Annotated in this window: 13 protein-coding genes; 6 read left to right on the top strand and 7 right to left on the bottom strand. The window is 66.1% G+C overall.

The window, feature by feature from the left end; genetic code table 11:
* Positions 1–8: 8 nt before the first annotated feature.
* The 4 genes from BFE01S_RS19590 to BFE01S_RS19575 all read left to right on the top strand — a co-directional run bounded on the left by BFE01S_RS19590 (position 9) and on the right by BFE01S_RS19575 (position 4,989).
* A complete protein-coding gene (locus tag BFE01S_RS19590) occupies positions 9–944 on the top strand; it encodes an alpha/beta fold hydrolase (RefSeq protein WP_042338046.1) in 936 nt (311 codons plus the stop codon).
* Positions 945–1,025: 81 nt separating this feature from the next.
* Entirely contained in the window at positions 1,026–2,072 is a 1,047-nt protein-coding gene (locus tag BFE01S_RS39355) for an alpha/beta fold hydrolase (RefSeq protein WP_052420935.1), read from the top strand.
* 152 nt (positions 2,073–2,224) lie between these two features.
* Entirely contained in the window at positions 2,225–3,991 is a 1,767-nt protein-coding gene (locus BFE01S_RS39350; RefSeq protein WP_042338042.1) for an AMP-binding protein, read from the top strand.
* 59 nt (positions 3,992–4,050) lie between these two features.
* On the top strand, positions 4,051–4,989 hold the full coding sequence (locus tag BFE01S_RS19575) for a DUF1571 domain-containing protein (protein ID WP_028226956.1): 939 nt from the start codon (positions 4,051–4,053) through the stop codon (positions 4,987–4,989).
* A gap of 332 nt (positions 4,990–5,321) precedes the next feature.
* Here the strand turns inward: BFE01S_RS19575 and cyoD are convergent, their stop codons facing one another.
* From cyoD to cyoA, 4 genes are read right to left on the bottom strand one after another with little or no spacing between them, the layout of a single operon-like run.
* Positions 5,322–5,702 carry a cytochrome o ubiquinol oxidase subunit IV gene (gene cyoD / locus BFE01S_RS19570; protein WP_028226955.1) on the bottom strand — a complete coding sequence of 127 codons (381 nt, stop codon included), beginning with the start codon at positions 5,700–5,702 and terminating at the stop codon, positions 5,322–5,324.
* Positions 5,699–6,301, bottom strand: coding sequence for a cytochrome o ubiquinol oxidase subunit III (cyoC, locus tag BFE01S_RS19565; protein ID WP_028226954.1), 603 nt, complete (start codon positions 6,299–6,301; stop codon positions 5,699–5,701). The genes cyoD and cyoC overlap by 4 nt, the downstream gene beginning before the upstream one ends.
* A gap of 3 nt (positions 6,302–6,304) precedes the next feature.
* A complete protein-coding gene (gene cyoB, locus BFE01S_RS19560) occupies positions 6,305–8,296 on the bottom strand; it encodes a cytochrome o ubiquinol oxidase subunit I (protein WP_028226953.1) in 1,992 nt (663 codons plus the stop codon).
* A 6-nt stretch (positions 8,297–8,302) separates the two neighbouring features.
* Complete coding sequence (gene cyoA, locus BFE01S_RS39345) at positions 8,303–9,295, bottom strand: ubiquinol oxidase subunit II (RefSeq protein WP_084170053.1); 993 nt, start codon at positions 9,293–9,295, stop codon at positions 8,303–8,305.
* Between the two features lie 194 nt (positions 9,296–9,489).
* On the opposite strand from cyoA, the gene BFE01S_RS19550 reads away from it, so the two are divergent.
* Positions 9,490–10,914: an aminotransferase-like domain-containing protein gene (locus tag BFE01S_RS19550; protein WP_028226952.1), complete on the top strand. Its 1,425-nt coding sequence runs from the start codon at positions 9,490–9,492 to the stop codon at positions 10,912–10,914.
* Between the two features lie 85 nt (positions 10,915–10,999).
* Here BFE01S_RS19550 and BFE01S_RS19545 read toward each other — a convergent pair whose 3' ends face one another.
* From BFE01S_RS19545 to BFE01S_RS19535, 3 genes are all read right to left on the bottom strand, one after another.
* Entirely contained in the window at positions 11,000–11,527 is a 528-nt protein-coding gene (locus tag BFE01S_RS19545; protein ID WP_028226951.1) for a hypothetical protein, read from the bottom strand.
* A 197-nt stretch (positions 11,528–11,724) separates the two neighbouring features.
* Positions 11,725–12,204: a nuclear transport factor 2 family protein gene (locus tag BFE01S_RS19540; protein ID WP_028226950.1), complete on the bottom strand. Its 480-nt coding sequence runs from the start codon at positions 12,202–12,204 to the stop codon at positions 11,725–11,727.
* Entirely contained in the window at positions 12,197–12,889 is a 693-nt protein-coding gene (locus BFE01S_RS19535) for a TetR/AcrR family transcriptional regulator (RefSeq protein WP_028226949.1), read from the bottom strand. The genes BFE01S_RS19540 and BFE01S_RS19535 overlap by 8 nt, the downstream gene beginning before the upstream one ends.
* A 206-nt stretch (positions 12,890–13,095) precedes the next feature.
* On the opposite strand from BFE01S_RS19535, the gene BFE01S_RS19530 reads away from it, so the two are divergent.
* Entirely contained in the window at positions 13,096–13,755 is a 660-nt protein-coding gene (locus BFE01S_RS19530) for a YceI family protein (protein WP_028226948.1), read from the top strand.
* Positions 13,756–13,765 lie beyond the last annotated feature (10 nt).

Raw genomic sequence — 13,765 nt, 5'->3', positions numbered from 1 at the left:
GCGACGCCATGCGCCCCACGGCCGAAGCAGCGCGCGAAGCTGCGCGCGAGACCTTCACGGTGCAGTCCGGCGATGCGCGGCTCGCGGTCTATGCGAGCGGCCCCATCGACGCACCGCCCGTGATCCTCGTGCACGGCTATCCCGACTCGGCGGCCGTGTGGGAGCTGCTGCGCCGCGAGCTGAATGCGCGCTACCGCGTGATCGCCTACGACGTGCGCGGCGCCGGCGCTTCGCAAGCGCCGCGCGGGCGCGCCGCCTACCGTCTCGCGCAACTCGCCCGCGATCTGATGGCGGTCGCCGACGCGACCTGCGGCGCACAGCCGTTCCATCTGGTGGGCCACGACTGGGGGTCGATCCAGAGCTGGGAAGCCGTCACCGAGCCGGCTTATGCGACGCGGATCGCGTCGTACACGTCGATCTCGGGGCCATGCCTCGATCATGTGTTTCGCGCTCCGCTCGACCTGCGCCAGACGCTGAAGTCGTGGTACATCGCGTTCTTCCATCTGCCGCTCGTGCCCGAGTTCGTCTGGCGCGCGGGCGGCGCGCGGCTATGGCCATGGTGGCTCTGGAAAACCGAGCGCGTGCGCGCGCCGCGCGATCCGCACCAGTTGCGCAACAGCCTCAATGGGTTGAAGCTGTATCGCGCGAACTTTCTCGCCCGCGCGCGCAAGCCGCGCGAGCGCAGCACCCGCATACCGGTGCAGTTCCTCGTGCCGCGTTTCGACCGCTACGTCACGCCCGCGCTCTCCGAAGGACTCGACCGGTGGCTGGGACGCTACCGGCGCGAGGTCATCGGATCGACGCACTGGACCGTGGTGCGCGATGCGCCGCTCATCGCCGCGCGCATCGACAGCTTTGCCGCCTGGGTAGCGCGCGAATCGCCCCCGCCCGCCATACCGGCCGCCGCGCCCGCGGCGGCCCATGCTTTGCCCGAAGGGACCTGAGAGACAACCCGACGAAGAGACACGGGGCACCCTATACCCCACACCCATCCTCGACCCACTCCAACATCAAGAGGTCAGCCGGTGCACGACATCGCAACGCTTTCTCTCACCGTCGCCGCAGCCGCGGCGGCCCTGGCCCTCGCCGGCGCGGGCCTCGCCGTCTTCTCGCGGCGCACGGCGCGCCGCATCGAACAGGCCGTGCCGATGGACGGCCAGCTCATCGAGATCGGCGACGACCGCATTCACTATGTCGAGCGCGGCGAAGGACCGCCCATCGTGTTCGTCCATGGGCTGGCCGGGCAGATGCGCAACTTCGCCTACCTGCCGATCGAAGCGCTTGCGCGCCGGCACCGCGTGATCCTGATCGACCGCCCCGGCACCGGCTATTCCACGCGCGGCCCGCAATCCCCGGCGAATCTCTATGCCCAGGCGCAGACCGTCGTGCGCGTCTTCCAGGCGCTCAAGCTCGAAAAACCCGTACTGGTGGGGCACTCGCTGGGCGGCGCGGTGGCGCTTGCCGTCGCGCTCAATCATCCGCAGACGGTGTCGCGGCTCGCGCTGATCGCGCCGCTCACGCACGTACAGACCGAAGTGCCGAAGGCGTTTCGCGCGCTCGTGATCCGCTCGGCGCTCGTGCGGCGCATCGTGGCGCGCACGCTGGCCACGCCCGTTGCGCTCGCCACCAGCGCAACCGTGCTCAGGCAGGTCTTCGCGCCCGAGGCCGTGCCGGCCGACTTTCCGCAGCGCGGCGGCGGCATGCTGAGCCTGCGGCCCCAGGGGTTTCTCGGCGCATCGGAGGACCTCGTCGCCATCGAAGGAACCGGCGACCTCGCCGACATGGAGCAGCGCTATGCGCAACTGGAAGTGGACACCGACGTGCTGTTCGGCCGCGGCGACGTCGTGCTCAACTGGGTCCGCCACGGCGACGCGCTGCGGCGGCGCTCGAAGCGCGTCGCACTGAAGGTGGTGGAGGGCGGCCATATGCTGCCCGTTACCGCGCCGCAGGCGACGGCCGCGTGGCTGCAGGCCGTGGTGGCGGGCGCGACGGTGCGCGGGGCGGACGGCGCTCGCGAGACGGCCGACGCCGGGGTGCCCGAAGCCGTTCAGGCCCCGCGCCGGCATGCGTAGCGTGTATTGCACGCACTAGAGCAACTGCTCGGTAGACCTAAATGTCAAGACAAGATTGCCTTGCTATTGTGGAGGTAGCGCACGTATCGCCCACAAAAAAACGGAGACAAAGCATGGCAGCCCAACCCCAAAGCGCGGCCTTGTCCGCGCTCATGCCCGTAGCCGGTACGCCCGAAGCCGGTATGCCCGAAGCCGGTACGCCCGAAACCGACGGCATCTGGTACGCGTCCTACCCACCGGGCGTGCCGCACGAGATCGACGTGTCGCGCTACGCTTCGATCGTCGAGTATTTCGACGAATGCGTGACGACCTTTAGCGAACGCGTGGCCTATGTGAGCATCGGCTCGACGCTCACCTATGGCGAACTCGCACGCAAGGCCGAGGCCTTCGCGGCCTGGTTGCAGGGGATGGGTGTGCAGGCGGGCGAGCGTGTCGCGATCATGCTGCCGAACACCTTCCAGTACCCGGTTGCGCTCTTCGGCGCGCTCAAGGCCGGCGCCGTGGTCGTCAACGTAAATCCGCTCTACACGCCGCGCGAGCTCGCGCATCAGCTCAAGGACAGCGGCGCGCGCGCCATCGTCGTGTTCGAGAACTTCGCGCGCACGCTCGAAGAAGCGCTGCCGGGCACCCAGGTGAAACACATCGTGGTCACCGCGCTGGGCGACCTGCTTGCCGACGGCGCGAACCTCAAGGGCCATCTGCTGAACTTCGTGCTGCGGCACGTGAAAAAGATGGTGCCTAAATACCGCCTTCCACATGCAGTGAAACTGCGCGCCGCGCTCGCGGCAGGCGCAAAGCGCACGCTCGTGCCCGTGCCGCGCGCCCCCGGCGACCTTGCTTTCCTGCAGTACACGGGCGGCACCACCGGTGTCGCGAAGGGCGCGATGCTCACGCATCGCAACATCATCGCGAACGTGCTGCAGGCGAAGGCGTGGTCCGAATCGCAGCTCACGGGCGAGATCGAAACGGTTCTCACGCCCCTGCCGCTCTATCACATCTATTCGCTCACGGTGAACGCGCTGATCTTCCTGGGCCTCGGCGGCCGCAACATCCTGATCGCGAACCCGCGCGACACGAAGCGCATGATGATGATCCTGCGCCGCGAGACCTTCACCGGCATCACGGCCATCAATACGCTTTACAACGCACTCCTCGACAACGAGGCATTCTGCCGGCGCGACTTCTCCGCGCTCAAGCTCGCCATGGCGGGCGGCATGGCCACCCAGAAGGCCGTGGCGGACCGGTTCAAGGCCGTGACGGGCCAGCCGATCATCGAAGGCTACGGGCTCACGGAGTGCTCGCCCATCGTCTCGACGAACCCCGTCGATCTCAAGAACATGCGCGACTTCGAAGGGTCGATCGGCCTGCCCGTGCCTTCCACCCAGGTGCGCCTGCGGCGCGAGGACGGCACGTGGGCCGGCATCGACGAAGCGGGCGAGCTATGCGTGAAGGGTCCGCAGGTGATGCTCGGCTACTGGGGGCGGCCCGAGGAAACGGCGAAGGTGCTCGATTCCGAGGGGTGGCTCGCAACCGGCGACATCGGCGTGATGAATGCGCAGGGCTTCATGAAGATCGTCGATCGCAAGAAGGACATGATCATCGTCTCGGGCTTCAACGTCTATCCGAACGAGATCGAGGAGGTGGTGGCCATGCATCCGGACGTGCGCGAAGTCGCGGCCATCGGCGTGCCCGACCCCGCACAGGGCGAGCGCGTGAAGATCTTCGTGGTCTCGCGCAATCCCGCGCTCACCGCCGAAGACCTTCTGCAGCACTGCCGCCGCAACCTCACGGGCTACAAGATGCCGCGCGCCGTCGAGTTCCGCGACGCGTTGCCGCAAACGAACGTCGGCAAGATCCTGCGGCGCGCGCTGCGCGACGAGGAGACCGCGCGACTCGCGAGCCCCGCAGGCACCACGTAGCCAACGCGCGGGACCCGGCGCTCACGGTCCTGCCCATCACTCAATCAGGGAGACAAAAAATGAACATGCAGCAACCGCAAGCGCCTCGCACCACAACCCGCTTCACCCGGGCTGTGGCCTGTACGGCGCTCGCGCTGGCTTCGGCCGTGGCGCTCGCGCAAAGCGGCGCACCGGCCGCCGCCGGCGACGACACCGGCGCGGCCCAGGGCGTAGCCAACACCGCCCCCGCGCAGGTCGGCAAGCTGCCCGTCGAACAGCAGGTACGCTGGCTCCAGCACGCCCAGCGCAGCGGCGCGCTCGAGAAAATGGACGACGCCCAGTTGACCTCGCTCTTCCAGTCATTCGATCCGCTCGTGGTGCCCACGCTCATCAAGCTCGGCCCCTCGGGCTATCCGTCCTACGAGTTCGAACTGTGGCGCTGGGAGCGGCTGAACGGCAAGTGGCCGAGCCGGCCCGCGCACATGCTCGTGAAGCTCGAGCACGACCCGCTGCGCATCTACGCGAAGTGGCTGCCCGACGGCGATCATTCGGGCGAAGAGGTGATCTACGACGCCTCGAAGCGCAGCGACGAAATGTACGGCCACCTGGGCGGCATCCTGGGCGTGATGACGATGTGGACGGCACTCGACGGCACGCTCGCGCGCTCGCAGTCGAACCACAAGATCACCGACCTCGGCACCGAATTCATCACGAGCCAGTTCATGACCGACGCGAAGAAGTATGTCGAAGTGGGCGCCGCGTACACGCCGCAAGTCGAGGTGAAGGTGATGAACGGCGTGCGCGTGGTGGCGCTGACCTACGTCTCGCCGGCCGGCAAGCCGCAGTACTACGCGAAGAAACAGACGCTCGGCCTCGATCTGCGGCATCCGTACTTCCGCACGGTCGAAGCGTATGACGACAGTGGCCAGATGTTCGAGAGGATCGTGATCGACAAGATCGAACCGAAGACCTTCGACGCGGCCGTGTTCGATCCGAAGAATCCCGATTACAAGTTCTGAGACACTTCCCGCAGCGCCCGGCCATCGCGAGGCCGGGCGACGCCGGACAGGAAAGGTGAGGCTTTTCGGGAAACAGCCGGCGCGATGGGTGCCGCACAGCCGGTTAAACCGGTTCAGGTGAGCCTTTCCAGGAGGTCGGGACCGCTAACGACGTGTTTTAATCGCTCAGGTGAACCTGGCAGATCGAAAACCTTCACGTTTTCGCTGCAAAACGTGCGGAATGTCTCCTGGAACTACTCATTTTTCCCTCTTTTCGCTGCCGCATGCCCAGGGTGATGCGTATTCTCCTGTATCACGCACCGCCCAGTCCCCCGAAAACCCTCACCTCAAGCCTAGTCGTGCGCCCTCGCACGCTCGACGCTCAACTGCGTGGGCATCATGTTGTCGTTCGCATTGCGCATGACCCACAGCGAAAGCCCGACGATCACGACGATCAGGAATGCCGTGCACACGAAAATGCAGGTGTTCGCACGCTGGCTGCGCGCCGCGCCGATATGCAGGAAATACGCAAGCTGCACGACCAGCTGGGCGACGCACAGCACGACGATGGCCGCGAGCCCCACGGCGGGCGAGACGAGATGAAACATGACCACGCCGAACGACGCGAGCGTCAGCACGAGCGAAAGGACCGTGCCGATCAAATAGCTTTTCAGGCTGCCGTGCGCAGGGTCGTGGCCGGCTGGATGGGGTGCGTGAGCGTGAGCGTGGGTCACAGCATGCCTCGCAAATAGACGAAGGTGAAAACGCAGATCCACACGAGATCGAGGAAGTGCCAGAAGAGGCTCAGGCACGCAAGGCGCCGGCGCACCGTGCCGGTGAGGCCAAACTTCACGGTCTGATGCATCGTGATCGCGATCCACAGCAGGCCGGCCGTCACGTGCAGCCCGTGCGTGCCGACCAGCGTGAAGTACGCCGAAAGATACGCACTGGTGTCGGGGCCCGCGCCATCGGCCACGAGCTTGGCGAACTCGTTCACCTCCATGCCCACGAAACCCGCGCCGAACACGAAGGTCACGGCGAGCCACGCGAACACCTGGGCGCGCCGGTTCGCGTGCAAGCCCAGCATCGCCATGCCGAACGTGACGCTGCTCGCGAGCAGCAGCAGCGTTTCGCCCAGCACGTAAGGTAGTTCGAACAGTTCCTTCGCACCGGGACCGCCCGCTGTCGCGTTCGCGAGCACGCCGAAGGTGGCGAAGAGCGTCGCGAAGATGAGGCAGTCGCTCATCAGGTAGATCCAGAAGCCGAGCGTGGTCTTCGTGCTGTCCTCGTGGCCGTGCGCGTGGCCATTGTGATGTATTGCCGCGTGAGCCATGACTTACGCCACCTCCTTCAGTTCCAGTTCCGCCAGTTGTTCGAAGCGGGCGTTCTCCATGCGTTCGACCTGGGCGGCCGGCACCCAGTAATCGACGTCCTGGTCGTAGCTGCGCAGAATGAACGTGCCGAGCATGCCGATGAAGCCCACCGCCACGAAAGGCCACATGTGCCAGACGAACGCAAAACCGAACAGCAGGCTGAACGCGGCGATGATGAAACCCGCGCCGGTATTGCGCGGCATGTGGATGTCTTCGTAGGCCGGCGGCTGCGCATAGGCACGCCCCGTTTCCTTGTTGTCCCAGTGCTGCTCCATCGACGTGATCCGCGGCAGCACGGCGAAGTTGTAGAACGGCGCGGGCGAGGCCGTGGACCATTCGAGGCTGCGGCCGTCCCACGGGTCGCCCGTGAGATCGCGGTTCGCTTCCCGGTCGCGCACGCTCACCACGATCTGCACGATCAGGGCAAGGATGCCGAGGCCCACGAACACCGCGCCCACCAGCGCCACCACGAGCCACGGATGCCACCCGGGCACGTCGTAGTGATTCATGCGCCGCGTCATGCCCATGAAGCCGAGGATGTAAAGCGGCGTGAAGGCAAGCCAGTAGCCGATCAGCCAGCACCAGAACGACACCTTGCCCCAGAACTCGTTGAGCGTGAAACCGAACACCTTCGGGAACCAGAAGCTCACGCCCGCGAGGCAGCCGAACACCACGCCGCCGATGATCACGTTGTGAAAGTGCGCGACGAGAAAGAGCGAGTTGTGCAGCACGAAGTCCGCGCCCGGCACGGCCAGCAGCACGCCCGTCATGCCGCCCACGGCAAACGTCACCATGAAGCCGATCGTCCAGAGCGTGGCGCTGTGATAGCGAATGCGCCCGCGGTACATCGTGAATAGCCAGTTGAAGAGCTTCACGCCGGTAGGGATCGAAATGATCGTGGTCATGATGCCGAAGAAGGCATTGACGTTCGCGCCCGAGCCCATCGTGAAGAAGTGATGCAGCCAGACGAAGAAAGAGAGGATTCCGATAGAAGCCGTCGCGTACACCATCGACTTGTAGCCGAACAGCGGCTTGCCGGAGAACGTGGCGATGATCTCGGAGAAGGCGCCGAACGCCGGCAGGATCAGGATGTACACCTCCGGGTGGCCCCACACCCAGATCAGGTTGATGTACATCATCGCGTTGCCGCCCAGCTCGTTTGTGAAAAAGTGCATGCCGAGATAGCGGTCCATCGTGAGCAGCGCGAGCGTGCCCGTGAGCACGGGAAACACGGCGACGATCAGGATGTTGGTGATGAGCGCGGTCCAGACGAACACCGGCATCTTCATGAGGCCCATGCCGGGCGCGCGCAGCCGCAGGATCGTCACGATGAAGTTGATGCCGGAGAGCGTGGTGCCGAGCCCCGATAGCTGCAACGACCAGATGTAGTAATCGACGCCCGTGGTGGGGCTATAGCCGAGCTCCGAGAGCGGCGGATACGCCACCCAGCCCGCGGCGGCGAAGTCGCCCACGAACATCGAAACCATCACCAGCACGGCACCCACGACGGAAAGCCAGAAACTGAGCGAGTTGACGAACGGGTAGGCCACGTCCCGCGCGCCGATCTGCAGCGGCACCACCACGTTCATCAGCCCGAGAATGAGCGGCGTAGCCACGAAGAAAATCATGATGACGCCGTGCGCCGTGAAGATCTGGTCGTAGTGATGGGGCGGCAGATAGCCGGCGGCGTCGTTGCAGGCGATGGCCTGCTGCACGCGCATCATGATCGCGTCGGCGAAACCGCGCAGCAGCATGACGATCGCGAGGATGATGTACATGACGCCAATGCGCTTGTGATCGACCGAGGTGATCCACTCGCGCCACAGGTAGCCCCACTTGCCCGCGATCGTGATCGCGGCGAAGAGGGCGAGGCCGAGGAGCGCCACGACGGCGCCCGTGCCCATGATGATGGGCTCGTGCCAGGGAACGGCATCGAGCGTGAGTTTTCCGAACATGTTTGATTACTCCGCTGCCAGGGTAGCACTCGCGCGGGCGCGGGCGCCGCGGCGTTCAAGGGGGAAGGCCGGCACGCCGGCGCCGCAGATGGGGTTGCCGTTGGCGTCGCGCATGTACTTGTTCGCTACACCTTCGAAAAGTCCCGGCACCACGCCCGAGTACAGCGTCACGGGCGCCTTCTCGCCGGGCTGCGCGAGCCGCGTGTAGGCGGCCACGTCGAGATGCGCGGGCGACGCCTTGGCGCGCGCGATCCAGGCATCGAAGCCCGCGCGGCTCGTGGCAACGGTGTCGAAATGCATGTCGGAGAAGCCGGGGCCGCTGAACGCCGCCGAGCGGCCCGCATAGACGCCGGGCTCGTTCGCGATCAGATGGAGCTTCGTCTGCATGCCCGACATGGCATACACCTGGCTGCCCAGTTGCGGGATAAAGAACGAGTTCATGAGCGATTCGGCCGTGAGCCGGAACGATACCGGCGTGCCCACGGGAATCGCGAGCTGGTTCACGGAAGCGACGCCGTAGTCGGGGTAGATGAAAAGCCACTTCCAGTTGAGCGCCACGACGTCCACGCGCAGCGGCTTTGTCTGCGACTCGATGGGCCGGTAGGGATCGAGTGCGTGCGTGGTGCGCCAGATCAGCACGCCGAGCGTCAGCACGATCACGCACGGAATCGACCAGACCACGACTTCGATGACCGTGGAGTGCGCCCATTTCGGCGCATAGGCCGCGCGCGTATTGCCCGCGCGATAGCGCCACGCGAACCAGAGCGTGAGCGCGATCACCGGAATCACGACGAGCAGCATGAGGCCCAGCGCGATCAGGATCAGGTGCTTTTCCTGCACGCCGATGTCGCCTTTGGGGTCGAGCAGCACCATGTTGCAGCCGGAAAGCAGCGCAGCGGCGCCCAGCGCGAGAAGCTTCGTGCTCCGTACGAATCCCCGCCGCAGTGGCGACGGATATGGCGCGTCCCCTGCCTGCGCCGATGTAGGTGGTTTTTGCATGTCATAGCCCGAAGTTGCGGTTCCCGCAAACCCATGCAAAGCCGTATTCGGCCACCGCGCGGCGGAGCAGTTCCGGCTCCTGAGCCCGTCAGGCAAGCTTTGCCTGCATTAGCATACAAAGCACGATATGTATGGATTTACATATTAATTCAGGGCATGCTAGAGTAAGACATAGATCAGACATCCGCGGCGAAATGACGCGCACCTCCTCAACAGAATCGACCGGCGAAACGCTCGCCTGGCTCTCCGGCTTCACGCCCGGCGCAGGGCCTCGCTATGTGCAGCTCGCCACCTTTATCGAACGCGCCATCGCAACGGGCGCGCTGCGGCCCGGCGACCGCCTGCCGCCGCAGCGCATGTTCGCCGACCTGCTCGGCGTGAATCTCACTACCGTCACGCGTGGTCTGAACGAGGCCCATCGCCGGCATCTGATCGAGTCGCGCGGGCCGCTCGGCACCTTCGTGGCGCCGTCCCGGGTCGAACTGGCCCAGCTTGTCGACCTGAGCATGAACATTCCGCCGCCGCCCGCGGACGTCGATCTCGAGGCGCTGCTGCGCGATGGCATGTCGCAGGTGCTGATCCGCAGCGACATCGACCTCCTGATGACCTACCACCTGGGCGGCGGCAGCAAGGCCGACCGCACTGCCGGCGCGCAGTGGCTCAAGCCGGTCCTCGGCACGGTCGATCGCGCAAAGGTGGTGGTGTGCCCCGGTGCCCAGCCGGCGCTCGCGGCGCTGATCCTCTCGGCCACGCAGGCGGGCGACACGATCCTGACCGAGCCGCTCGTGTATCCCGGCCTGCCGCTCGTGGCGCGGCAACTGGGGCGCCGTGTGGAATGCGTCGCGACCGACGCCGACGGCATGCGCCCCGATGCGCTCGAAGCCGCGTGCCGCGAACACGGCGCGCGCCTGCTCTACCTGAATCCGACGCTGCAAAACCCGACCGCGGTCACCATGCCGGCATCGCGCCGCCTCGAGATCGGTGCCGTGGCGGCACGCTTCGCAGTCCGTATCGTCGAAGACGACCCGTACTGGCTCTTCGCCGAAGACGCGCCGCCGCCGTTCGCCCGGCTCATGCCGCAGCAGACGTACTACCTTTCCACGTTGTCGAAATGCCTCTCGCCGGGGCTGCGGACCGCCTATCTCGTCCTGCCGGACACGCAGAGCGAGGCACCGTTTCTCGCTTCGCTGCGCTCGCTCTCGCTCATGTCCACGCCGCTGACCACGGCGCTGGTGGCGCAGTGGATGCACGACGGTTCCGCCGCCCGGCTTCTGGCCGGCGTCCAGGCGGAGGCGCGCTCGCGCCAGCAACTCGCGCGGCGCATCCTGGGTGGCGCAGCGCACTCAGGCAGCGCGGGAAGCACAGGAAATGCAGGCGGCATTCACGTATGGCACGCGTTGCCGGACCATTGGTCCGCCAATGAACTCACCGCGTTCGCCCGCTCCGAGGGACTCGTGGTGGCGCCCGCTTCGGCATTCCACAGCGGCACGCAGGCGCCCAACGCCGTGCGTATTTCGCTTGGCGGATGCGCCGGGCGGGCCGAACTGGGCGCGGCACTGCGCAAGCTCGCGGATATGCTCGAACGCAGACCGCCGAACGACGCCGCAATCGTCGTTTAGTATCGGCTTACGGTCATTCGCTGCGCGCGGTGCGTTACTGCCAGGGAGTCCGTATCAACTCGTACGGTGCGCCCATGGCAAGAAGTCAGAACTTCATGCGCAACTGAAAACCAATGGTGAACGGGAGATCGTCCGAGGGAATCGGCGGAATGACGATGAAGTTCACGCCCACGCGCTTGTAGGCCGTCATCAGGATAGGCGCCGCAACCGGGCCGATCGTGTGATTGCGGCCGAGGCCCCAGTCGCCGTAGTTGTAGCCCGAGATGATGCCGCCCATGGCCGCGAGCCGCACGAAGCCCCAGTGGAGGAATTCCGGAGCCCACACGGCGCCGCCGTAAAACGAGGGCCGCCGCAGCGAATTGCGAAAGCCGCCCGCGGTGAGCGCCCAGGTATCGCCCGGCCAGCATTCCACACCGAGACCGGGGTTGAACTGCTCGAAATCCTTGTCGGGATGGATGTGATACGAGCCCGCCATCGCGTCGACCCACAGGCCGCCGCTACACCAGTCGGTAGCGCGCGCACCCGTTGCCGCGCCCAGCAGCAGCGCACCGGCCGCCGCTATTCTGATTGTCTTTATCGCTGCCGTGCCGCCGTGCTTGCGCCAGAAACGCATGGGTCTCCATCCTCGTTCGTGCCGATCCGCCTGCCTGGGTTTATGGAATTCAGGTCATGGCGCACTGTACCGCAACTCGATGCCCACGCAATGGAGGTCCCGCCCGGATGCCGGGACCGGGCCACGCGGGGAGCCGGCGCCGTCCGCGATTATGCCCGGCCTGTGAGTCGAGACCATGAACGAGGATGCCGCCCGCTTCAGAGGCCGAGGTCGCTCAGGCCGGGATGATCGTCGGGACGGCGGCCCTGCGGCCAGTGGAAGAGCCGCGCCTTCGCTTCGATCGGCAGGTCGTTGATGCAGGCAAAGCGGCGAGCCATCAAGCCATGCTCGTCGAACTCCCAGTTTTCGTTGCCGTAGGAGCGGAACCAGTTGCCGGAGTCGTCATGCCATTCATAGGCGAAGCGCACGGCGATGCGGTTGTCCGTGAAGGCCCACAGCTCCTTGATTAGCCGGTAGTCGAGTTCGCGCGCCCACTTACGCGAAAGAAACTCGACGATGGCCGCGCGGCCCGTGACGAATTCCGCACGGTTGCGCCAGACGCTTTGCGGCGTATAGGCCAGCGCGACGCGCTGCGGATCGCGCGTGTTCCAGCCGTCCTCGGCGGCTCGCACCTTCTGGATGGCGGTTTCGCGCGTAAAGGGCGGCAGCGGCGGACGAACTTCGGCAGCATCACTCATCATCTTTCTCCAGGGAACGGGCGGCACGCCGGGCCGGCGGCCGCGAAGGGGTGGCGCCGCGCGGCGGCTTCGCGCCCGGCAGCGTATCGAGCAAGGATCTGGCGGCGGCGCGGGCATCGCGCGCGGCATCGGCGTCGCCGCTCACGAGCGCCACGGCGATGGCGCCGTCGATCAGAATCAGCCACTGGTGCGCAAGGCGTTCGGCATGCCGGCGCGGCGCGCCGCGTTCCGCCATCAGCGCGCCGCACTGTTCGCGCACGAAACCGAGCAGCCGTTCCTTGTGTTCGCGCGCGACCACGCGGATGGGGTCGTCGGGCGAGGCGATTTCCCCCGATGCGTTCAAAAACGCGCAGCCGTGAAAGCCCTCGGAGGCGAACCATTCGCGCAGCACGTCGAACATGCCGAGGAGCCGCGCTTCGGGCGACGCCCCGCGCTTGAGCGTGCCTTCGACGAACCAGCGCATCCAGCGTTCGTCGCGCCGCGCGAGCGCCGCGGCCACGAGCGCGTCCTTCGATTCGAACCAGGTATAGAAGCTCTTGCGGGCGGCCCCCGCCTCACGAACGATCGCGTCCACGCCGGTGGCATGAATGCCGCCGGCGTAAATCAACGCCTCGGCGGCATCGAGCAGGCGTTCGCGGGCATCAGGCTGGGCGCCGCCGGAAGCGGCGGGGGTAGCGGGACTCATTGCGGTGGGCTCCACGGGGGAACAAGCGGATTACACGAATCACTCCGGCAATCCGATGTAAAAGCAGGTAGAACGATCATTCTCCACGGCCGCAATGTAGAACGATCATTCTCCCAAGTCAAGCGAACATCCACATGCCGCGTGGGGGCACGGCGGGAATAGCCGGCCTCGCAAACGCGTTAACATCGGGCGACGAAGGAGAAGCCATGCAAGGAAAGCGCGATTGGACGGCAAGAGGAAAGGTGGCGTGCGCGGCGCTCGGCGCGGCGGGACTGCTATGGGCGTGCACGCCGCTGCGTGTCGTGACCCATAGCGTGAGCAGCGCGGAGACGGCCGTGCCGCCTGGCCGCTACGTACTCGACCCGCATCACTGGAGCGTCGTGTTCGACGTCGATCATCTGCACTATTCGCGCTTCGTCATGCGTTTCGACCGCGCGAGCGCCCAGCTCGACTGGCTGCCGGCAGGCGGCCTGGAGAATGCGGCGGTGAATGCGTCCATCGACGCCACCAGTCTCGACACGAACGTGCCGGCGCTGGATCAGATGGTGAAGGGAACGCAGATGCTGGACGCGGCGCACTACGGCGAGATCCGCTTCGCGAGCACGCATTTCGAGCGCACCGGCGAAGGGCGCGGCACGCTCACCGGCAACCTGACGATACGCGGCGTGACGCAGCCGGTCACGCTGGACGTGACGTTCAACGGCTACGCGCCGAATCCGCTGACGAAGCAGCCCACCCTGGGCTTCTCGGCAAGCGGCCATTTCAGCCGCGCGAAGTTCGGCCTCGCGACATGGTTTCCCGCGGTCGGCGACGAAATCGACGTCCGGATTCAGGCCGAATTCGCGCAGCCGGCCGCGCCGATGTGAAGCGCGGCGC

It is taken from the genome of Paraburkholderia ferrariae NBRC 106233, from assembly GCF_000685035.1.
Lineage (GTDB): Bacteria > Pseudomonadota > Gammaproteobacteria > Burkholderiales > Burkholderiaceae > Paraburkholderia > Paraburkholderia ferrariae.
The sequence above is the reverse complement of the archived record's forward strand: the minus strand, read 5'-3'. Positions and strand labels throughout refer to the sequence as shown.